At 65.3% G+C, this 19,971-nt stretch carries 14 protein-coding genes; 9 read left to right on the forward strand and 5 right to left on the reverse strand.

The features are described 5' to 3' along the window. Positions 1-153: 153 nt before the first annotated feature. From BOS5A_RS00275 to BOS5A_RS00285, 3 genes are read left to right on the forward strand one after another with little or no spacing between them, the layout of a single operon-like run. Positions 154-1,644 (forward strand): tryptophan halogenase family protein, encoded by a 1,491-nt coding sequence (locus BOS5A_RS00275; RefSeq protein WP_151953229.1) that lies wholly within the window; start codon positions 154-156, stop codon positions 1,642-1,644. Continuing rightward, positions 1,641-2,906, forward strand: a complete 1,266-nt coding sequence (locus tag BOS5A_RS00280; protein WP_151953230.1) for a tryptophan 7-halogenase — start codon at positions 1,641-1,643, stop codon at positions 2,904-2,906. Before BOS5A_RS00275 ends, BOS5A_RS00280 begins: the two co-directional genes overlap by 4 nt. Continuing rightward, positions 2,903-4,414 (forward strand): tryptophan halogenase family protein, encoded by a 1,512-nt coding sequence (locus tag BOS5A_RS00285; RefSeq protein WP_151953231.1) that lies wholly within the window; start codon positions 2,903-2,905, stop codon positions 4,412-4,414. Before BOS5A_RS00280 ends, BOS5A_RS00285 begins: the two co-directional genes overlap by 4 nt. On the opposite strand, the gene BOS5A_RS00290 is transcribed toward BOS5A_RS00285, so the two are convergent. Continuing rightward, positions 4,401-5,411, reverse strand: a complete 1,011-nt coding sequence (locus tag BOS5A_RS00290) for a cupin-like domain-containing protein (protein ID WP_151953232.1) — start codon at positions 5,409-5,411, stop codon at positions 4,401-4,403. The two genes, BOS5A_RS00285 and BOS5A_RS00290, sit on opposite strands and share 14 nt — an antisense overlap. Positions 5,412-5,568: 157 nt before the next feature. On the opposite strand from BOS5A_RS00290, the gene BOS5A_RS00295 reads away from it, so the two are divergent. From BOS5A_RS00295 to BOS5A_RS00320, 6 genes are all read left to right on the forward strand, one after another. Then, positions 5,569-6,963: a glycoside hydrolase 5 family protein gene (locus BOS5A_RS00295; RefSeq protein WP_151953233.1), complete on the forward strand. Its 1,395-nt coding sequence runs from the start codon at positions 5,569-5,571 to the stop codon at positions 6,961-6,963. 247 nt (positions 6,964-7,210) lie between these two features. Beyond that, positions 7,211-10,228, forward strand: coding sequence for a TonB-dependent receptor (locus BOS5A_RS00300; protein ID WP_151953234.1), 3,018 nt, complete (start codon positions 7,211-7,213; stop codon positions 10,226-10,228). Positions 10,229-10,366: 138 nt separating this feature from the next. Continuing rightward, positions 10,367-13,243, forward strand: coding sequence for a TIM-barrel domain-containing protein (locus tag BOS5A_RS00305; RefSeq protein WP_234419115.1), 2,877 nt, complete (start codon positions 10,367-10,369; stop codon positions 13,241-13,243). 226 nt (positions 13,244-13,469) lie between these two features. After that, the gene (locus BOS5A_RS00310; protein ID WP_151953235.1) at positions 13,470-13,760 is read left to right on the forward strand and encodes a hypothetical protein; all 291 of its coding nucleotides are present in this window, start codon (positions 13,470-13,472) and stop codon (positions 13,758-13,760) included. A 207-nt stretch (positions 13,761-13,967) separates the two neighbouring features. Then, positions 13,968-15,077, forward strand: coding sequence for a hypothetical protein (locus BOS5A_RS00315; RefSeq protein ID WP_151953236.1), 1,110 nt, complete (start codon positions 13,968-13,970; stop codon positions 15,075-15,077). Then, positions 15,074-15,385: a hypothetical protein gene (locus BOS5A_RS00320; protein WP_151953237.1), complete on the forward strand. Its 312-nt coding sequence runs from the start codon at positions 15,074-15,076 to the stop codon at positions 15,383-15,385. The genes BOS5A_RS00315 and BOS5A_RS00320 overlap by 4 nt, the downstream gene beginning before the upstream one ends. 673 nt (positions 15,386-16,058) lie before the next feature. Here BOS5A_RS00320 and BOS5A_RS00325 read toward each other — a convergent pair. The 4 genes from BOS5A_RS00325 to BOS5A_RS00340 all read right to left on the reverse strand — a co-directional run bounded on the left by BOS5A_RS00325 (position 16,059) and on the right by BOS5A_RS00340 (position 19,789). Beyond that, positions 16,059-18,065, reverse strand: a complete 2,007-nt coding sequence (locus tag BOS5A_RS00325) for a TonB-dependent receptor (RefSeq protein WP_151953238.1) — start codon at positions 18,063-18,065, stop codon at positions 16,059-16,061. A gap of 95 nt (positions 18,066-18,160) precedes the next feature. Then, positions 18,161-18,535, reverse strand: coding sequence for a hypothetical protein (locus BOS5A_RS00330; RefSeq protein ID WP_151953239.1), 375 nt, complete (start codon positions 18,533-18,535; stop codon positions 18,161-18,163). Positions 18,536-18,668: 133 nt separating this feature from the next. Beyond that, positions 18,669-19,241, reverse strand: a complete 573-nt coding sequence (locus tag BOS5A_RS00335) for a DUF1826 domain-containing protein (RefSeq protein WP_151953240.1) — start codon at positions 19,239-19,241, stop codon at positions 18,669-18,671. Beyond that, the gene (locus BOS5A_RS00340) at positions 19,241-19,789 is read right to left on the reverse strand and encodes a GTP-binding protein (protein ID WP_151953241.1); all 549 of its coding nucleotides are present in this window, start codon (positions 19,787-19,789) and stop codon (positions 19,241-19,243) included. Before BOS5A_RS00340 ends, BOS5A_RS00335 begins: the two co-directional genes overlap by 1 nt. Between the last annotated feature and the right edge of the window lie 182 nt (positions 19,790-19,971).

Below are 19,971 nucleotides of genomic sequence, written 5' to 3' on the forward strand. Positions count from 1 at the left end.
CCAGTGCGCGATCCTCCCTAAAGATCGCTTGAACGTTACATCTCGCATGCGGCGCGACCGCGCAAGATGAAAAAGGAAAATTGATTAAACTAAGATGGAGGGCTAGTCGTCGGGCTCCGGACGCGCCACAAGTCGATCAGGGGGGGGGCGGCAATGGCGGACGCACGGCCGCGCACGCGCGTGGTCATTCTGGGCGGTGGCACCGCGGGGTGGATGACTGCGGCAGCGCTGGCGAACGACCTTGCGCCGATCGCCGACATCCGTCTCGTCGAATCCGCCGACATCGGCATCGTTGGCGTGGGCGAAGCGACGCTGCCGCATATCCGGCAATTCGTGCAACATCTGGGCATCGACGAAGGCGCCTTCATGGCGGCGACCCATGCGACCTTCAAGCTGGGTATCGCGTTCGAAGGGTTCGGCGCGATCGGCGACCGGTATATTCATCCCTTCGGCACCTTCGGCCGCGATCTGGCCGGCGTGGCATTCCACCATTACTGGCTGCGGGCGGGCGGGCGAGTGCCGATCGGCCAGTGGTCGGTCGCGGTCGCCGCGGCGGAAGCCAACCGCTTCGCGCATCCAAATCCTGCCGACCCGGAGCTCGCCGGCAGCTATGGCTATGCTTATCAGTTCGACGCCACCCGCTTCGGCCCGTTCCTGCGCGACTACGCCGTCGCTCGCGGCGTCGCGCGGACCGAGGCGACCGTCCGATCGGTGGAACGCGATGGCACGACCGGGGACATCGCGGCCTTGCATCTGGATACCGGCGAGCGGATCGCCGGCGATCTCTTCGTCGACTGCTCCGGCTTTCGCAACCTGCTGCTCGGCGGCGAGCTGGACGAAGCATGGGAGGACTGGAGCGGCTGGCTGCCGTGCGATAGCGCCGCCGCGATGCCGTGCGCGTCGCCCGAGGGCGCGATCGAGCCCTACACGCGCGCCGTTGCCATGCCGGCGGGATGGCGATGGCGGATTCCGCTCCGGCACCGGGTGGGCAACGGCTATGTCTTTGCCAGCGACCATGTGTCGGAGGACGAAGCCTGCGAAGCGCTGATCGCGGCGGTCGAGGGCGAGCCGCTCACCGAGCCGCGCGTCCTGCGCTTTCGTGCCGGGCGGCGGCGGCGCAGCTGGGTGCGCAACGTGGTCGGTGTCGGCCTCGCCAGCGGCTTTCTCGAACCGCTGGAATCGACGTCGATCTATCTCGTCCAGGCCGCGATCACGCGGTTGATCGAGCTGTTTCCGGCAGGCGGCATCGCGGACGCCGACCGTAACGCGTTCAATCGTCTCGTCGACATGGAATATGATCGCATCCGCGACTTCCTGATCCTGCATTATCATGCGACCCGGCGCGACGATTCGACCTTCTGGGATCACGTGCGGACGATGGCGGTGCCCGACAGCCTTGCCGAAAAGCTGGCCTTGTGGCGCGCGACGGGGCGCGTCGCGCGCTATGGTGAGGGACTGTTTCTGGAACCGAGTTGGGTCGCGGTGTTGATCGGACAAGGCATTTTGCCCGATGCCTATGATCCGCGCGCCGCCATCCCCGACGATGCCGCGATGGATCGCGCGATGCAGGATTTGCGCGCGCGGGTTGGCGCGACCGCCATCGCCATGCCCGAGCACCGGGCGAGCCTGGCCGCGATGCGATGAGCCGCGCGGTCACGGCCCGTATGCCGTTGTCGCGCGTCCTCGTCATCGGCGGGGGCCAGGTCGCGCTGCTCGCAGCGATCGCGCTGCGCCGCGCGCTGCCGCACACCATCGTCGCACTTGCAGACGCACCCGTGGCGCCGCACGCCTTGGCGGACCTCGCCCATACCACGCTGCCGTCGCTCGGCCAGTTTCATGCAAGGATGGGCATGGATGAGGCCACCCTGATCGGTCGCGCGGCCGCGACACACCGGCTTGCGATCCGATATCTTGGCTGGCCCAGTGAAGGCGCCGAGTGGCTGCTGGCCTATGGCGCGGTGTCCGAGGGCGGAGTTTCGATCGGCGCGGCGCTTGCAGCGGAAGAATATTTTGCCGAACCCGGCGACGCCTTGGACGATCCGCTGTCCGATCTCGATCCCGCGCTGCGCTTCGATCCTGCGCTGCATCTGCGCGGTTTGCGGTCGCTGGCGCGCCATGTCGGAGTCGCCGCCGGCGATGCGGACGATGGGGCCGATCTGATCATCGACACGCGCGCCGCGCAAGCGGGCGGGTCGAACTGGATCGACTGGAGCGATCGCTTGCCCGGGCGCAGCATCGCGGCGGAAACATGCGCGCCGGCGCTTTCCGTGATCGACACCGTCACCGCATCCGAGGCGGGCTATCGGATCGCGTCGCCTGGCAGGGCTGCGACGCGCACGCTTACGATCGGATACGCACAGCCGACGGTGGACGACGTCCCCCTGTCGCAGGGGCGCATCGCGGCGGGCTGGGTCGATCGCACCGTCAAGGTCGGCGACGCGGCGGCGGTGTTCGAGCCGCTCGGCTGGTGCAACCTTCATCTGGCGATCTGCCAGATCGAGCTGCTGCTCGAGCTGCTGCCCGGACGCGATATCGTGCCGCTGGAGCGCGCGGAATATAACCGGCGCTGGGCACTGCTGACCGACCGGGTCGCCGATTTCGTGGCGGCGCATCATCTCGGTCGCCCCGGCATCGTGCGTTCGCCGGGTCTGGACCACACCGTTGCCGAGTTCGTCCGGCGCGGGCGCATCGCGTATGTCGAGGAAGACAGCATCGGTCCGGACCTGTGGCGCCAATTGCTGGGCCGCGTCTGTCCGCAGCATAGCCCGGCGCCGATCGCGATCGCGCGGGACGACAAGGTGCAAGCCAGCCTGACCGCCGCGCATCGAGCCCGTGCCGCACGCGCGCTGGCGACCGCCTCACCCTATCCGGCGTGGCTCGCCGATCGCTTGAAGGATTGTCGATGACCCCGATCGAATCCGTCGTGATCGTGGGCGGCGGGACCGCGGGCTGGATGGCCGCCGCCGCTGCGGCGCGGTTCCTGGACGATGGCCATCGACGAATCACGCTCGTCGAATCGGATGCGATCGGGACCGTCGGCGTCGGCGAGGCGACGATCCCGCCGATCCTCGGCTTCAACCGGCTGCTCGGCATCGACGAGGCGGAGTTCGTCCGCGAGACCGGCGCGACTTTCAAGCTTGGGATAGAGTTCGTCGACTGGGGCGGACGTGGCGAACGCTATTTCCATCCGTTCGGCGAGCACGGCCGAGATTTCCAGGGCGTGGCCTTTCATCAGTATTGGCTGAAGCACCGGCATGCCGCCCGGATCGGTGTGCTGTCGGACTATGCGATGGCGGGGGTGGCCGCCGCGGCGGGCCGCTTCGCCCCGCCCGCGACGGACCCGCGTGCCCCGCTGTCGCAGCTGGCCTACGCCTATCATTTCGATGCCGGGCTCTATGCCGCCTTCCTGCGCCGCCGCGCCGAGGCGCAGGGCGTCGTGCGGATCGAGGGCAGGATCTCAGGCGTGGAGACCGATGCGCAGACGGGGTTCGTGGGCGCGGTCGTGCTCGAGGACGGGCGCCGCGTGGCGGGCGATCTGTTCATCGACTGCTCGGGATTTCGCAGCCTGCTGCTCGGCGAGACGCTGGGCGTGGGCTACCGCGACTGGTCGCACTGGCTGCCGTGCGACCGCGCGGTCGCGGTGCCGGCCGCGCGCGCCGCGCCGCTGCCGCCCTTCACCCGCGCGACGGCGCAGGCGGCGGGCTGGCAGTGGCGGATTCCGCTCCAGCATCGCACCGGCAACGGACTCGTCTACGCGAGCGCGCATCTGAGCGACGACGCGGCCGAAGATGCGCTGGTCGCGGGTGTCGATGCGCCGCTCGCTGCACCGCGCCGCCTGTCCTTTACTGCCGGCGTGCGCGAACGGCTGTGGGATCGCAACGTCGTCGCGCTCGGCTTGGCGGGTGGCTTCATCGAACCGCTCGAATCGACCAGCATCCATCTGATCCAGACCGGCATCTCGAAACTGTTCTGGCTGTTTCCCGACAAAGGTTTCAGCGCGGTAGAGCGCGACACCTACAACCGGCTGATGACCGAGCAGTTCGAATATGTCCGCGACTTCATCGTGCTGCATTACAAGGCGACGCGGCGCGACGACACGCCCTTCTGGCGCTACGTCCGCAACATGGCGATCCCCGACAGCCTCGCGCACAAGATCGCGCTCTTCCGGGAAAAGGGGCGGGTGATGCGCTTCGACCATGATCTGTTCGCGGTGCCCAGCTGGGTCGCGGTCATGCTGGGGCAGGGGATCGCGCCGCAGGGCTATGATCCGCTGGTCGACGCGATGGACGATGCGCGGATTTGCGCCGCGATGGCCGAGATGCGGGCGGGCTATGCCGCGCAGGCGCTGCGGATGCCGCTCCACGCCGACTATGTCGCGGCGCATTGTCCGATGCCGGGGGTCAGCGGCGGGTGAGCGCCTCGACGAGATAGTCGACGATGCGCTGGGTGCGGGTCGGCGACGGCGCATCCATAACGCCGCGCGCATGGTCGGGCAGATGATCGGCGCGGGTCGCGGCGTCTTTCGAGAACACATAATGGTCGAACCACACCCGCCACGCCTCGCGTTCGGTGTGCGGCAGGTCGCGCACCGCCTGCATCGCATGGACCAGCGCGGCGAAGGGCGATCCGCTGGGTGGCTGGCCATACCAGTAGTTCAGCAGGATGTTGAAAGGGCCCTCGGCGACGACATTGTGCCACCACAAGGTCGGTATGTAGATCGCGTCGCCCGGCTCCAGTTCGGCGCTCAGCGCGGCACTCATTGCCTTGGCGAAGCGGGGGTAGCGATCCAGATCGGGCGCGCGCAGGTCGACCATGCTCACTGGCTGGCCGGCGATCGTCATGTCCAGCGGTCCGACATAGAGATTGGGGGTCTGATCGGGCGGGAACAGCGTGAAGCGGCGGCGCCCCGCCGCCACGACCGCAATATTCTCCGACGCGTCATAGTGCGTCGAGATGTGCGAGGCGTTGCCGATCCAGATGCGCGGCGTCGCGCCGGGGGTGGCGAGCGGCATCGGATTGGCTTCGGCGAGACCCGGCAAATGCTCGGGCGTGGAAGCCGACCCGGCGTAGAGCGACGGCGCATCGTCGCGGTCGAGCCACAGGATCAGCTGGCGGATCAGGACCGTCATCGGCACCTGCGCGGTCTCGAAATTGAAGCCGCGCATGTCAGGCGTGTAGAAATAGCGGCCCCGTTCGGCGGGGGCGGCGCGCATCGCGCGTGCGGTGCTGCCGCGATCGAACCGCGCGAGATATGCCGCCGCCGCCTCGGGCCCGGCGCGACCTGCCGCGACCAAAGGCCAGTCCGCGGCGAGTCCGCGAAGCACCAGCGGGCCGGGATCGTCGGCCACCGCCTGCGCAAAGGCATCGGCGCCTTCGTAGCGGATTTCGCGGATCGGATTTGCTGGGATCATGCAGATGCTCTCCGCCGATCCGGGGCGGGGTGCAACGTCTTCCGTCCCTTTCGACGCCCACCATCTTAAAAAGGAAATTTGTTTTGGCAAATCCCCGGAGATCGCGCGATTAAGGCGCAACCCGATCCCGAACTGAGCGCCTGCAACTGGAGAAGCCATGACGACCCGCCGCGAGATACTGGCTGCCGGCACCTCCCTGCTCGGCCTGACGGCGCTACCTGCGATCGCCGGTTCAAGGCGATCACGCACATCGTCCGATTTCGTCACCGTTGCGGGGCATGGCTTTCGCCTGCACGGCAAGCCCTATCGCTATGTCGGCGCCAACATGTGGTACGCCGCCTATCTCGGTGCCGACACCGCCTATGGGGACCGTGCGCGACTGGGGCGCGAACTCGACCGACTGGTCGCGCTCGGCATCGATAATGTTCGGGTGCTGGGCGCATCGGAGGACTCGCCGCTTATCGGTGCGATCTCGCCGGCGTTTCGCGGGAAGACGGACGTCTATAATCCGGACTTGCTGGCCGGGCTGGACTGGTTCCTGGCGGAATTGGGCAAGCGCGGGATGCGCGCCGTCATCTATCTCAACAATTTCTGGGAATGGTCGGGGGGCATGATGACCTACCTGTCCTGGGTCAATGGCGGGAAATATATCGACGCCCACGATCCGGCGCATCCCTGGCCGGAATTCGCGGACTATACCGCGGGCTTCTACACTCATCCGCGCGCGGTGGCGCTGTATCACGCCTATGTCTGCGCGCTCGTCGGCCGCACCAACGGTGTGACGGGACGGCGCTATGCGGACGATCCGGCGATCATGGCGTGGCAGCTCGCCAATGAACCGCGCCCCGGCGAAAGCCCGGCAACGACCGCCCGCATCCTTCCGGCCTATCAGGCCTGGATCCGCAAGACCGCCAGGCTCATCCGGTCGATCGACGCCAATCATCTGGTGTCGAGCGGGGCCGAGGGCACGATCGGGTGCGCGAACAGCATGGCCTGCGTCGCCGATGCCGCAGCCCCGGTCGACTATATGACGATCCACATCTGGCCGCAGAATTTCGGCTGGATCGATCCGGCCGATCTCGCCGGCACCCGCGCGGTGGGCGAGGCGAAGACATTGGCCTATATTCGCGATCACCGCGCGCTGGCGGTGAAGCTGGGCAAGCCCCTGGTCATCGAGGAGTTCGGCTATCCGCGCGATGCCGGCTATGCGCCGGGAACGCCGACCATCCACCGCGATGGCTATTACCGGCTCATCATGGAAAGCGTGGCGGCCGATGCGCGCGCGGGCGGCCCGCTCGCGGGGCTGAATTTCTGGGCGTGGAACGGCGAAGGGCGTGCCCAGCATCCCGATCACCGGTTTCGGACCGGTGACCGAAGCTATCTCGGCGATCCGCCGCACGAACCGCAGGGATGGTACGGCGTCTTCGATCAGGACATGACGACAAAGCGGCTCATCCGCCGCTACGCGACCGCCTTCGCACGATCGGCTGAGGCTGCCCTGGGACATGTCAATCCTGCAATAGCGTGGCCAATTTGTCGTCTTGCATTATAAAAAAGGAAGTTCCTTTATTTAATCCTTGACGATGACTGCGTGCTGCGGAATGAGCGATACGAAGGCTGACGTTCGAGCAGCTCGGGAGGATGTGGCGACCCAGGCATGACGGCGGGGTTGCGGATCGGCGGCGCAGGATTGCGCCCGTCCCGGCAGCGACACTTCGGCTTTCTACAGGTCACCCCCATGCGGGCGGCCAAAAGGACAATGCGCCTTACAAGTGGGGCGGTGCCGAAGGAGCAGGTTGATGAAGGGTTTTGATCGCACCGCCGCAAGCCGGGTTCGCCGGGGGGCAGTTCTCGCTGCGGCCTCGCTCGTCGCGATCGCGCTGTCCCAGCCGGCCTGGGCGCAGGCGACCGCGAGCGATCCCGCGCAGACATCGGGGGCGGCGCAGGACAATTCCACCGGTCAACCGAGCGCGGACTCTGCGGCGGACGACATCGTCGTGGTCGGCGTGCGCGGCGCGCAACGCGCGGCGGTTCAGATCAAGCGCCAATCGGCCGAGATCGTCGACAGCATCGTCGCCGAGGATATCGGCAAGCTCCCCGACGCGACCATTGCCGATTCGCTCCAGCGTGTGCCCGGCATCCAGATCGGGCGCTCGGCAGGCGAGGGATCGAGCGTCAATGTGCGCGGGCTGGGGCAGGTGCTGGTGACGCTCAACGGCGAGCAGTTCCTCGGCGGCCAGAGCATCGACAACGCGCAGCCCAACTTCACCGATATTCCCCCGTCGCTGTTCGCGGGCGTTGATGTTTACAAGTCGCCGAGCGCGCGCCAGGTCGAGGGCGGGGTCAGCGGCACGATCGACCTGAAGACGCGGCGCCCGTTCGACCTGAAGGAGGGGCTGACGGCGACGGGGTCGGCGGAAACGTCGTACGGGTCGCGGGTCAAGAAGTTCAACCAGCTCTATTCCGGCCTGCTCGGCTATCACAACGGGCGGTTCGGGCTGCTGGTGGCGGGGTCCTATTCGAAGGCCAGGCTCGCCAATATCGGCATCGACACCGGCAACAGCTGGCTGATCTCGACCGACGCGCTATCGGGTACCGACCTGCGCGGCGACGGCGACATCACCGACAGCAACAAGTTCGCCGATAAGGATTACGTCTATCAGCCTGCGGTCGTCAGCAACTCCAACCGCCAGACCGAGCGCGAGCGCTATGGCCTCAACGCGTCGGCGCAGTTCGCGATCACCGATCAGCTGACGCTCACCGGTTATGTCGCGTATACCAAGCTCAACGACGATCTGCGCGCGGTCAACATCCAGCTGAACAGCGGCTATGCGCCGCGCCCGCTGCTGCCGGGATCGCAGGTGGACGAGAACGGCGTCGTCACGGTCGGCAATTTCGCGCTGCCGGGCTTCACCGCCAACAGCCTGGCGACCAACAGCCGCTCGCGCACCTATAATACCAATCTCGAGCTCACCTACGAGAATGACGGCGTGTTCAAGGGCACGCTGCGCTGGGTGCACGGCGATGCGCGGCGCACGTCGGATTCATCGCAGGCGGATTCGAAGCCCGTCACCGGCCCGACGATCACGCGCGGCACGACAGCGGCCTGCCGCGTCAACCCCGCACCCGCGGCGTGCACGGGTTTCCAGAACCCCAACGGCTTTCCGGCCGTGAACGTCGGCATCGACTACACCACCAAATATCCGACGCTCAACTTCGGCACCGATGTCAGCAATCCGGCCAACTGGATCCTGTTCTCGACCTGGGGCTATGGCGACGAACGCACCGCCAAGACCGACGCGTTTCGTGCCGATGGCACCTACACGGTCGGCGGGTTCCTGAAGACGATCGACGCCGGCATCCGCTACAACACCCGCGACGTCTCGGTATCGGAATACAAGCTGCTGGCGCCGGTGACGGTCGACGGTCTCGGCACGCTGAACGGCCCGGGCGATCTGTATTACTTCAAGGATGCCGGCATCGGTCATACCGGCAACGCGGCGATCGAAGGCCGCTCGGTGCTGCCGATCTACACCTTCGCGCAGCTGGGCGACCGCGTGCGCAACTACAACAACTTCATCTTCGGCGGCGTGCCGAGCGGCGGCATTCCCGCGATCGATCCGAACGCGATGTCGGACCCGCTCGCGTTTCAGAACAGCCTGTATCCCGGCAATGCGGCCTATAACGATCCGACCCGCAGCTTCCGCGTGACCGAGAAGACGGGCACTGCCTACCTCCAGGCGAATTTCGGTACCGAGAATGGCGGGCTGTTCGGCATGGACCTGTCGGGCAATGTCGGCGTGCGCTACACGACGACGCGCCGCAGCGTTTATGCGAACACGACCGATCCGAACCGCTTCATCGGCACGGGCGGCAATTACAACGGCGTGTTCATCAACCTCGGCACCAACGTCACGCGCAAGACGATCGACCGGTGGTTGCCCTCGCTCAATCTGACGCTCGACATCGACGATCGTCAGAAGCTGCGCTTTGCCGCGGCGAAGGTCGTGGGCGAGCTCAACCTGTTCGATCTGGGCGCCGGCCGGGTGCTCTATTACGGCGCGAACAACGGCCGCTACCCCAACCTGCCGTCCGATTTGCAGGTGTTCCTGCAGGGCAACTCGGGCAACCCCGATCTCGAACCGTATCAGTCGAACAACTACAACGCCTCGTACGAATTCTATTTCGGGCGGGGCGGATTGTTCAGCGCCGCGGTGTTCCTGTTCGACGTGAAGTCGTTCCCGCAATCGATCAACACCATCCAGCCGATCGCCGATGCCGACGGCGTGGTGCGCGCCGGCGGCGTCATCTCGACGACCGGCAACGGAACCGGCGGCAAGATCAAGGGAATCGAGGTCGGCTATCAGCAGCAGTTCGATTTCCTGCCGGGCTTCCTGAGCGGGTTCGGCGCGAACGCCAATTTCACGCTGTCCGACAGCGAAAGTTCGAACAGGGATCTGTTCGGAAAGACGCTGCCCGTTCCGGACAATTCGAAATATCAGTACAATCTCATCGGTTTCTACCAGAAGGGCCCGGTCCAGGCGCGTGTTGCGTATAACTGGCGCTCGAAGCGCTTTGCCGGGCTGCAGTCGGTCAACGGCGTGGCCGATGGCGACGTGCTCGCCATCTATTCGAAGCCGGTCGGCTATCTCGATGCCTCGGCCAGCTACGATATCACCCCCAACTTCACCGTCTTCGCACAGGGGACCAACCTGACGAGCGCGAGCGACCAGCAATATGCCCAGTTCGAGAATCTCTATTACCAGCAGAACATCTTCGAACGGCGCCTGACCTTCGGTATCCGTATCCGGAACTGACGATCGGCGCGGTTTTCCCATCGTCCTCCCCGGACGAATCTTGGCCGCCGCGATCCCGCGCAATCGGGGCGCGGCGGTTTCTTTTCTTTCGGCGCGGCCGTGACGAAGGGTGAAGCGATGACGGACGATCGGCTCCGTATGCCTGCGCTAACACGGCGGACGCTGCTGGCCGGCGCCTCGCCGCTGGTCGCCGCTGCGCTGCTGCCGGGATGGGCGCAGGGCGCCCAGGGCATCCCCGTCGATCGGATCGAGCGGCTGCACGACGGGGTGCTGATCCACAGGGGCCCGGCCGTGACGCGCGTGCGCATCGCCGCGGCGGGGGTCGCCAGCGTCATCCATTGCCCCGCAGCGAAGCTGGCAAGCGCCGGCGGCTTCTTCGCGCATGACGGTCTGCCCGTGCGCTTCGCAGAAACCGGCCCTGTCCTTGCGATGATCGGCCAGGGCATTCGCGTCGCGATCGATCGCGGGACCGGGTGTCTGGCGTTCCATACGCCGGATGGGGGGCGTGTCATTGCCGAGGCGCCGACGCCGTTGCCGCTCGCGGGTGTCGCAACGACCCGGCGGCAGGGCTTCACGATCGGCGCGACCGAACGCCTGCACGGCCTAGGCCAGTTTCGCGAACCGGTGTTCGATTACCGCGGCCAAAGCGTCTTTCTGGCGCAGGCCAACAGCGATGCGGTGAACCCGTTCCTCGTCTCGACCGCGGGGTGGGGACTGCTGTGGGATACCGGCACCGCGGCGCATTTCCGCTCGCACGGTCGGGCGATCGACTATCATTCGGTCGCCGGCGATACGATACGCTATCATGTCTGCCTCGGCGTCGACATGGACGCGGTGATCCGCGGCTACCGCGCGCTAACCGGCGCGGCGGCGCTGCTGCCGAAATGGGCGTACGGCTATTGGCAGAGCAAGGAGAGCTACGCGCGCCAGGTCGATCTCGTCGCGGTCGTCGACGAATATCGCCGCCGCGGCCTGCCGCTCGACGCGATCGTGCTCGATTACAAATACTGGGGCGGGAATGAAAACTTCAGCGGCATGAAGTTCGATGCAGCGACCTTCCCCGATCCGAAGGCGATGGTCGATCACGTCCACGCGGCCGACGTCCATCTGCTCGCCTCGATCTGGCCCGCCTTCGGCACCGCGACCGATCTGTACCGCGCGATGGGCGCGAAGGGCTATCTGCTGCCCGGCGAGCACTGGTCTGGCGGCAAGGTCTTCGATGTCAGCAACGCCGACGCCCGCGCACTCTACTGGCGGTCGATCAAGCGCGGGCTGATCGACATCGGCGTCGACGGGCTGTGGACCGACGGCAACGAACCCGAGCTGCGATCGACCGGGGAGCGTTACGGCACCGCTGCCAGCTTCGCCGCCAACGGGTGGATGGCCGCCGGGCCGATCGCCGAGAATCTGCTCACCTATTCCTGGTATCAGGCGCGCGGGCTGAGCGACGCCATGCGGCGCGACATTCCCGCGAAGCGCCCGGTCATCCTCAGCCGCTCCGCCTATGCCGGGCAGCAGGCATTCGGCGCGGTCACCTGGTCGGGCGATATCTTTGCCAGCTGGGGCACGCTCGCCAACCAGATCGTCGCGGCGCTCAATTTCTCGATGGCGGGCATTCCGTGGTGGACGTGCGACATCGGCGCGTTTCTCGTCTTTCATCGCTATCCCGAGGGGCTGGCCGACCCGGCCTACAAGGAGCTCTACGTCCGCTGGTTCCAGTTCGGCGCGTTCCTGCCCGTCTTCCGCGCGCACGGCACCCACATCCCGCGCGAGCTGTGGCAGTTCGGCGAGCCGGGCGACCCCCATTACGACGCGCTCGAAGCGGCGCTGCGCCAGCGCTATCGGTTGATGCCCTATATCTATTCCGTCGCGGCTGCGGCCGTGTATGACGGAGACACGCCGATGCGTGCGCTGGCGATGGACTTTCCGGACGACCCGCGGGCCCGCGCGGAACAGGCGGCGTTTCTGTTCGGCCGCGACCTGCTGGTGCGGATCGTCGACCGCCCGTTCGAGCATGCGAGCCGCAACATGCAGGAGTTCATCCCCAGCCGTTGCGTCCAGGGCGCTGCGGCGCCCGCTGCGCGGATCGAATATTATGAAGGCGCGCAGTTCGAACGGCGCGTGTCCTCACGCCTGACCGACGACATCAAGATGAGCTGGTCGGGCGATCTGCCCGCCGCGCTTGCCGGCAAACCCTATTCGCTGCGCTGGACCGGCCGCATCGTTGCCGAGGAAACCGGGCCGCACCGCTTCAGCGTCATCGGCAAGGGCGCGATCCGCCTCGTCTTCGATCACCGTGTCGTCGTCGATGGCGCGTCGGGTGCCGCAAAGGCGGACGGCGCGACCGGCGGCGTGTCGTTCCGCGGCCACGAGGGCGATGCATTCTTCGACTTCACCGCCGATCTCGTCGTCGGCCGCGCTTATGATTTCCTGCTGGAGCAGCGCCAGCCAACTCCCGACGCGGTCAGCCTGTGGTTCGAATGGATCACGCCTTCGATCCGCCGCCGTCAGCAGCTTCCGGCACGCCATGCGCTGCCGGTCGTGCTGCCGAAGGGACGCGACTGGTACGACCTCCATAGCGGGCGGCGTCATCGCGGCGGAACAGCGCCGATGATCGACATCACGCTGCAAAGCCATCCGCTGTTCGCGCGCGCCGGCGCCATCGTGCCGATGGTGCAGGGACTCGATCGGACAGCGACGCCCCCCGGCGAGATCGAAATCCATGTGTATGCCGGCGCCGACGGGCATTTCGTGCTCTACGACGATGCGGGGAATGGGCAGGGCCACCTGAACGGCGAAGCCACGCGGATCGCGTTCTACTGGAACGATCGTGCGGCGACCCTCTCGATCGGGGCGCGACAGGGGGCTTTTTCGGGAATGCCGCCATCCTTGAAGATGAAGCTCGTCTTCCACGACGGCGCCAACCACGCGTCCATACGCCCGCTGGTCTATGAGGGCGCTGCGCAGGTGATCCCGCTGCGCCAGTCGATGCGCGCTGAGGAACCTGGCGGCTGATGTGCAGGGCGCGTGCGCGGCGAGACTGCCTGCCAAGGCACGAGCATCCGCGACGAGAACCTTTAGGCTATCGTCATCGACACCGCGGCCGAACGGCTATTTCGTCCCGAGAGACTTCGCGAGTTCCTCAGCCAACGTGCTTGATGACAGCTCGGCTGCGGTGCGCGAGTGTCAGGCACCTGAAGGCGTTTCGCACCGAACCAGAGTCGAGGGCGCGGTCCAGAATATGTTCGACTTCACCGAGCAGGGCCTAATCTCCGCCTGCGATGTCGACTTCACCGCGCGGCTCGCCGTCCAGCGAACCCGCCGCACTGATCTCCAGCAGGAAATCCTGCTGATCGAGCGGCAGTTATCCTCCTCCGATCGCAAAATGACCGCGCAAGCCGTTGATCGGCTCGGCGAGGTGTTTCTGGCGAAACTGCGCGCGAGTGACGCCGCGAACCGTCAAGGCTATGCACGCCAGTTCATCGCCAAAGCCTGGGTCGCACCCGATCGAATCATGTCAGCGGGCCGATGAAGCCACTCGAAATCGCGGCTAATGGCGATCCCGACCATTAGGCACCCATGGAGCCGTCGCTTGATCGGGAGTGGTGCACCACTCTCGTGAAAATCCATCTCATAGAAGACAAAAGCGGGCACCCGCCTGCGGGGTTGCCGCGTTTCACGCTTGACTTGTTGGAAGATGTTGCTCAGATGTTCTCGCCGCAACAATGGACGGGGCGGCATGATCGAAAAATCTGGCGGTAAGAGATCGAGCGCTTTTTCATGTTGGCTGCGAACAGGAAAGCTGCCGCCCGCTCTCAGCACTGACGGTCTCGAACTCAAGTTCAATCCATGGCACAATCCGGCTGACGGCCGGTTCACCTTTACGGGCGCGGGACAACGTTATAGCGCGAGCGGAACCAATACGGCCGACGGCGCGAGCGGTCGCGTGTCTGCTTGTAGCAGGCGCGCCCCGCGTATGCGGGATCGTATTAACTTGCGGACCGCGACAATGCCAACGGCAGATGCGCCGCGTGCCGGATCGCTTGCAACAGATCGCCAGAAATCAGTAGAGCGTCCGTCGGTCGACGTGCAACCAAAGCGCGTTCCAGCACCGCGGCCCGCTAACCAGCCAAACCCTGTCGCCGAATTCGTCGATGGCGTCGGCGAGGGACTTCACGACGTCGGAAAAGAAGCGGTGGCGGGAGTCCATGCTGCGCTGACGACGAATCCAGCGACCACCGTTCGCAACGCGGGCCGCGGGGTGGCGGGCATGATTGATGCCGCGATCGCTGGCGAGGATACCCCAGCTCATATCCAGATGTCGCGCGCTGCAAATGCCGTCGCCAACGCGTCGGCGCGGGATTTCGGTCGGGCCACGGGGACGGTTGTCGGAAACGTCGCGCTGATGGCAGCGCCGGGGGCGGCGCTGTCCAAGACTGCCGCATTACGGCAACTTCGCATGGCCAGGCCGCGCACGATATATGAGCCGCCGCAGATCGGCTGGGTGAGGGAGACGACCAGATCGAAAAAGCCTTGGAAAGCCTATAACGACACCGCGCCCGGTGCACGCGCCGGTGAGGCGCCGACGCTGATGCGGACGATGGCCGACGGTTCGAAGCGGCCTGTGAAGTTCGACGGCATCCAGGGCGATTATGTGATCGACCGGAAATGGTCTGTCATCGATAGGCCGCACGCGCGGGCCCAGATTTTGCGGCAGTCGGAGGTGTTGGCAGAACACCGTCTTATCGGAACGTGGGAAGTTCCCACGCCTGACCAAAAAATCAAGGCGCTGAAGCTCCTTAAGAAGATGAACGTCACCAACATTCACGTAAAGGTGGTGAAGCCATGATCGCCATGCAGGTTGCGGAGATTATTGCGGAGTATGTCATATTCCTCGAACTGACCGATGAAGAGGAATTAAACCCCGATACGGCGGTAAAGATGATGGAGGCTCTGGGCGGCCATCTCGAAGAGATGGACAAGGGATTCCTCCGGGAACTGGTGGATGCGTTTGCGATCATAGCAGCAGGATACAGCGGCGAGGCGCAGGAGGTGGTGCGCAACATATCGTATGGCTACTACCTCGAAGAGGTGCTGGCAGCCGACGACCCCGTCAGGCTGGCCGAGTTGGAAGCGCTGCGCGACGCGCGGGACTAAATGGCGGATTCGAGCCCGCGAACAGCACAAGGCCACGCAATTTCAAGACCTATGCCTTTACCACTGCGACTGACCGAAATTTCCCAACAACCTGAGTTCCCAGCTTTGTTCCCCGTGGGGCCCCATCGGGGACAAAAATGGGCACTCGGATCATTGGAGAATTTCTATGTCACGCGGCTGAAATTGGCTGGCATGTGCCCGGCACCGTCAAGTCAGAGAACATTCTCTACATTACTTTACGACAGCCTGTATGGCCACAAGGCGATCAGCCTTTGATGGCGGGGTTGCCTGCCCAGCCCGCCGGTAGGCGCCAAGCCTCGAGAGGCATACGAGCGTTGCACGCTGTGGGTTCGGTAGCGCCGGGCGCACGACAACGCGCGCCGATGGTCATCGCGCCAGCCGGTCAATTGGTAAAAAATCCGGCCAGCTTCGGCGGCGTGTCGCACGTTGAGCGCTAAAACGCGGTCGATGGGAACGCCTCAGTCGATACTTGCTGACAGGTCGCGACCATCCATTACTATTCGACGCCGACCGCGACGGACGAACCGGCGCTCGTTTACCAGCTTTTGCCCATGAATCGAAGCGGGAGGTGACCGAGGCGGATGGACGTGCAAACCAAGGTCATCCGAGATGACCGCCGTCGGAACTTTCTATCCGGCGGCGGTCACTTCGATCAGAAGTTCGCCAGCTTCAGCGTAACGAGCAGCCGGCGTCCCGGCATGACGACCTGATCCTTGTTGAGCGCGGTCGACAGCCGCTGGACATCGTCGGTCAGATTCTGGCCGACCAGCGCCAGCTCGATCCCCGGATAGCGCGTGAACGGCCGCACCGCGATCTGCCCGTCGAGCGCGACATAGCCCGGCGTCGGCGTGTCGAACACGCCCGGTTTGTCCTGCCGCCCGGAATAGATGAGGTTGAACCCGGTATCGAGCCGGTCGCCCTTCCAGTTCAGCCCGCCGCCGATGCGATAGGGCGGGATGCGCGGCACGTTGCTGCCGTCGTCCAGCGTCGCGCGGACATAGTCGCCGAGCAGGCTGAACTGGTAGACGCCGTGCTCGGTCTTGACGAGATCGTAGCTCGCCTCGCCCTCGACCCCGCGAAAATGCGCGCCCTGCTGGCGGTAATTGAGCTCGCGCAGATCGCCGTCGCCACCCACGGCGCAGACGCCGTCGTCGTCGCAGGTCCGCCCGGTCAGGTCGCCATAGATATAGTTGCGGAACCAGGTGCTGTAGATGCTGCCGTCGAGCCGGAAGCCGCCCGAGCGGACGCGTAGCGTGCCCTCCAGCGAGTTCGCGCGTTCGATCTTCAGGTTCGGATCGCCCGTCTCGAAGGTGTTCGGCCCGTCATGCCCGCCGCGCGCGAACAGCTCGGTCAGCGCCGGCGCGCGGCCGGTGCTGGAGAAGGTCACGCCCAGCTTGATCGCCGGGATCACCGTATAGAGCGCGCCGATCGCGCCGCTGACCGGGGTGTATTCGGGCGTCGTGAGCACGTCGGATGCCGGCGTGCCCTGCAACCGCACATGCTCGACCCGGCCGCTCGCCTCGATGTGGAGGCGGTCGGCGAGCTGCATGTCGGTGAAGAGATAGCCGGCGACGCTCTCCTGCGTGGAGGGAAACAGGTAGGAGCTGTCCTCGCCGATCGCGGAGAAATCGCGATGCTGATATTCGACGCCGAGCGCGGAATTGTCGATGAAGCCGATGCGGTTGAACACCAGTTCGGCGCGACCGTTATATTCCTTGTTCTTGAACGTCGTGTCGATCGTGCCGTCGGGCTCTTTCTCGTCATGCGCATAGTCGGCATAGCTGCCGTCGACGTTCAGCGACTTGAGCAGTCCCGATCCCAGCGCGAAGGAGGATCGCGTCATCACCTTCGTCTGGCGCATGTCGATATAGGTCGTGTCGCTCGGGATGCCGTATTTCGCGTCATATTGCGACACCGCCACGCCGACATGGCTGTCGTTGCTGCCGCCGAAGAAATAGGAGCCGCCCAGCGACCCGCCGTGCCCGCGGAAGAACGAATTCTGCTGGGTGCCGAGTGGCGTGTCGTAATCGCCTTCGTCGCGGATGAAGCCGTCGGCGTGCAGCGCAAGATGGCCCAGCGTCGCATCGACCAGCGCCGCCCCCTGCCCCAGGTCCGATGCGGTGCCATAGGTGCCGTCGAGCTCTGCCTGGAACGGCTTGTCCGACAGCGTCGTCGGCACGCGGTTGTTGATGACGTTCACGACACCGCCGATCGCCTGGCTGCCGTAGCGCAGCGTGCCCGCGCCGCGCACCACCTCGATGCTGCGCGCCGCCAGCGGATCGATCGGGATGCCGTGATCGGGGCCGATGTCGGACACGTCCGAGGAGCTCGTGCCGTCCTCCAGGATGCGCACCCGCGTCGCGTCCATGCCGCGGATGATCGGCCGGCTGGCGCCCGCCGCGAAGCCCGTCGCGGCAATGCCCGGCACCTTGGCAAGCGAATCGGCGATGCTCGCGCCGCCCTGGTGCAGTATGTCCTCTGCATCGACCTTGGCGACGATCGCGGGGGTATCGTCGCGGTCGTGTTCGATGGGGGATGCGGTGATGACGATGTCCTTGCTCGTATCGGCCGGGGGTGTCGCGTCGGGGGCGACTTGCGCCAACGCACAGGCGGGAACGAGCGCGGCAACGGCCGCGCCCAGCAAAAAGGTGGAACGCATGATGAACTCCGAGAATCTGGATGATCCGCCTTGCGGCGTAATGCAGGCGACACAGCGGTCGGTCCTGCCGCCCCGCTGCATCGCCAATGATCAGATCAACCGGAAACGGGTGGAGCGCGGCTTTGCCAATCGTGCGCGCGAGCCGCGAGCAGCAGTGACTTCGTGAACTGGAGAGACGCTGAAAAGCTTGGGGTGAGACGGACGGAGAATGCAACCGCGGTCGGTTGCACATAGGGCTCGTCAAACGACAGTGCCTCGCAAAGCGGACACGGCTCATCCGCGCCTTGGACTAGAACCAGCGGTGCGGCGTTGGTTGCCACATGATGCGTGGCGCCAACCCCCCTATGCTCCAGATGTCGATGCGCCTGCAGGATCAAGGCGTTGGCGACAAATGCCAGCAGGCTGATCAGCGCGGCAAGGTGAAACGATTGTCGCCGGAAAGCTTTCAGGAAGCGCAACAACTCGTTCAAGCACCGGCTCCACCAAGCTCCGCCGATCGACCCGGACCTCGGCTCAACACGCTGGTGGGGTGCTATTGACAGACTACGAGGCATTCGCCGTTGTCCCCGTTCGGCTGCTGGGCTGTCGACCAATCCACTTACCTCAGTCGAGCGGTGGTCGTGCAGGATCGATGACGAGCAGGAGTCTTTCCTTACCCGTACCTGCGATCGGGGGCGAGCGGTGGACGATGGGATTGTCCGGTGCCCAATCACGCCCTTTGAAGAGGCCGACCGCTCCAGTCGCCAATCGGCGCGTCTTGGCAGCAGCGGCATCACACCATTCGGTACCCTGTCCGATATAGGTCGTGATCAGGCGTGCCGTTGTATAATCGGCGTGGAATTTCCAGCAGGCGTTGGTCGTCACGCGCTCGAGCCTAACCTCCACCTCATCGGTCGCCATGATATCGGCGAAACGCGCGGCGAGAAACGCGATATCGAGACGCAAGGCTTCGGCAAACGGCAGATCGGTCAGATCCGATGCGGCAAGCGCCGCGTCAATTGTCGTCGGATCGCCACGCAGGCGAACCTCGGTGAATCCGCCAAGATTATGCTGCGTTGCTCGAAAAGGCGGGGGCCGATTCCAGATCGCGATGTTGATGGCTTCCTGCAAAATCGAACGCAGGACGACCGGATCGTCGTGCTCGACCGCGTGAGACGCAGAGAGGACCGTCGCCATCACGCCGCCTCCCGCACGCCCCAGGCGGGAAAGGGATCGGGCAGATCTGCCCAGAGCTGTGGCGTAAACGCCGTGGCCGGAAGCAGGCACGCATCGAGGCGGCGGCGGATATCGGCCTGGTCCATGCCGATGCCGATGAACACCAGTTCCTGCCGCCGGTCGCCCCAGACCGGCGACCATTTCTCGGCCATCATCGCTTGGAATGCTTCGCCGGTCGGGTGCCGTGCGGGCGGGATCGCGGCCCACCACCGGCCGAGCGCCTGTGTCATGGTCTGCGCCCCCGCCTGCGCCAGCTCGCCGCACCAGTCCGGGCGCGTGGCCAGCCAGAAATGCCCCTTGGCGCGGATCACGTTCGGCCAGCCGCCTTCGGAAAAGGCGTGGAACCGGACCGGATCGAACGGCGCGCGGGCGCGATAGACGAAGCTCTCGATACCATATTCCTCGCTTTCGGGACGATGATGCGCGAAGCCGTATAGCTCCTTCGCCCAGAGCGGGTGCCGTTCCGCCTCCGCATCGTCGAACAGGCCGGTGTCGAGGACGGTAGTCAGCGGTGTCCGCCGTCAGCGCCAATGGCACAGATTTGAGGTTGTGATGTAAGGAGGATTTGGGCTTCGTCGTAGTGACGAAGGAACGAAGATGAAGCCCAAATCCTCCAATGCAAAATCGCTGGTGAAGGCCTCTGCCGAGCGGGTGGTGAAGGATATCCGGCGGCAGACCCGCCGCCATTTCT

This window comes from Sphingomonas sp. EC-HK361 (assembly GCF_902498785.1).
Taxonomy (GTDB): Bacteria; Pseudomonadota; Alphaproteobacteria; order Sphingomonadales; family Sphingomonadaceae; genus Sphingomonas.

Bases quoted from the DNA above. Each gene is read 5' to 3' on its own strand.
- BOS5A_RS00325 (WP_151953238.1), bottom strand. From the start codon at position 18,065: ATGCGTTCCACCTTTTTGCTGGGCGCGGCCGTTGCCGCGCTCGTTCCC.
- BOS5A_RS00310 (WP_151953235.1), top strand. From the start codon at position 13,470: ATGTTCGACTTCACCGAGCAGGGCCTAATCTCCGCCTGCGATGTCGAC.
- BOS5A_RS00305 (WP_234419115.1), top strand. From the start codon at position 10,367: ATGCCTGCGCTAACACGGCGGACGCTGCTGGCCGGCGCCTCGCCGCTG.
- BOS5A_RS00295 (WP_151953233.1), top strand. From the start codon at position 5,569: ATGACGACCCGCCGCGAGATACTGGCTGCCGGCACCTCCCTGCTCGGC.
- BOS5A_RS00275 (WP_151953229.1), top strand. From the start codon at position 154: ATGGCGGACGCACGGCCGCGCACGCGCGTGGTCATTCTGGGCGGTGGC.
- BOS5A_RS00290 (WP_151953232.1), bottom strand. From the start codon at position 5,411: ATGATCCCAGCAAATCCGATCCGCGAAATCCGCTACGAAGGCGCCGAT.
- BOS5A_RS00315 (WP_151953236.1), top strand. From the start codon at position 13,968: ATGATCGAAAAATCTGGCGGTAAGAGATCGAGCGCTTTTTCATGTTGG.
- BOS5A_RS00320 (WP_151953237.1), top strand. From the start codon at position 15,074: ATGATCGCCATGCAGGTTGCGGAGATTATTGCGGAGTATGTCATATTC.
- BOS5A_RS00300 (WP_151953234.1), top strand. From the start codon at position 7,211: ATGAAGGGTTTTGATCGCACCGCCGCAAGCCGGGTTCGCCGGGGGGCA.
- BOS5A_RS00285 (WP_151953231.1), top strand. From the start codon at position 2,903: ATGACCCCGATCGAATCCGTCGTGATCGTGGGCGGCGGGACCGCGGGC.
- BOS5A_RS00335 (WP_151953240.1), bottom strand. From the start codon at position 19,241: ATGGCGACGGTCCTCTCTGCGTCTCACGCGGTCGAGCACGACGATCCG.
- BOS5A_RS00280 (WP_151953230.1), top strand. From the start codon at position 1,641: ATGAGCCGCGCGGTCACGGCCCGTATGCCGTTGTCGCGCGTCCTCGTC.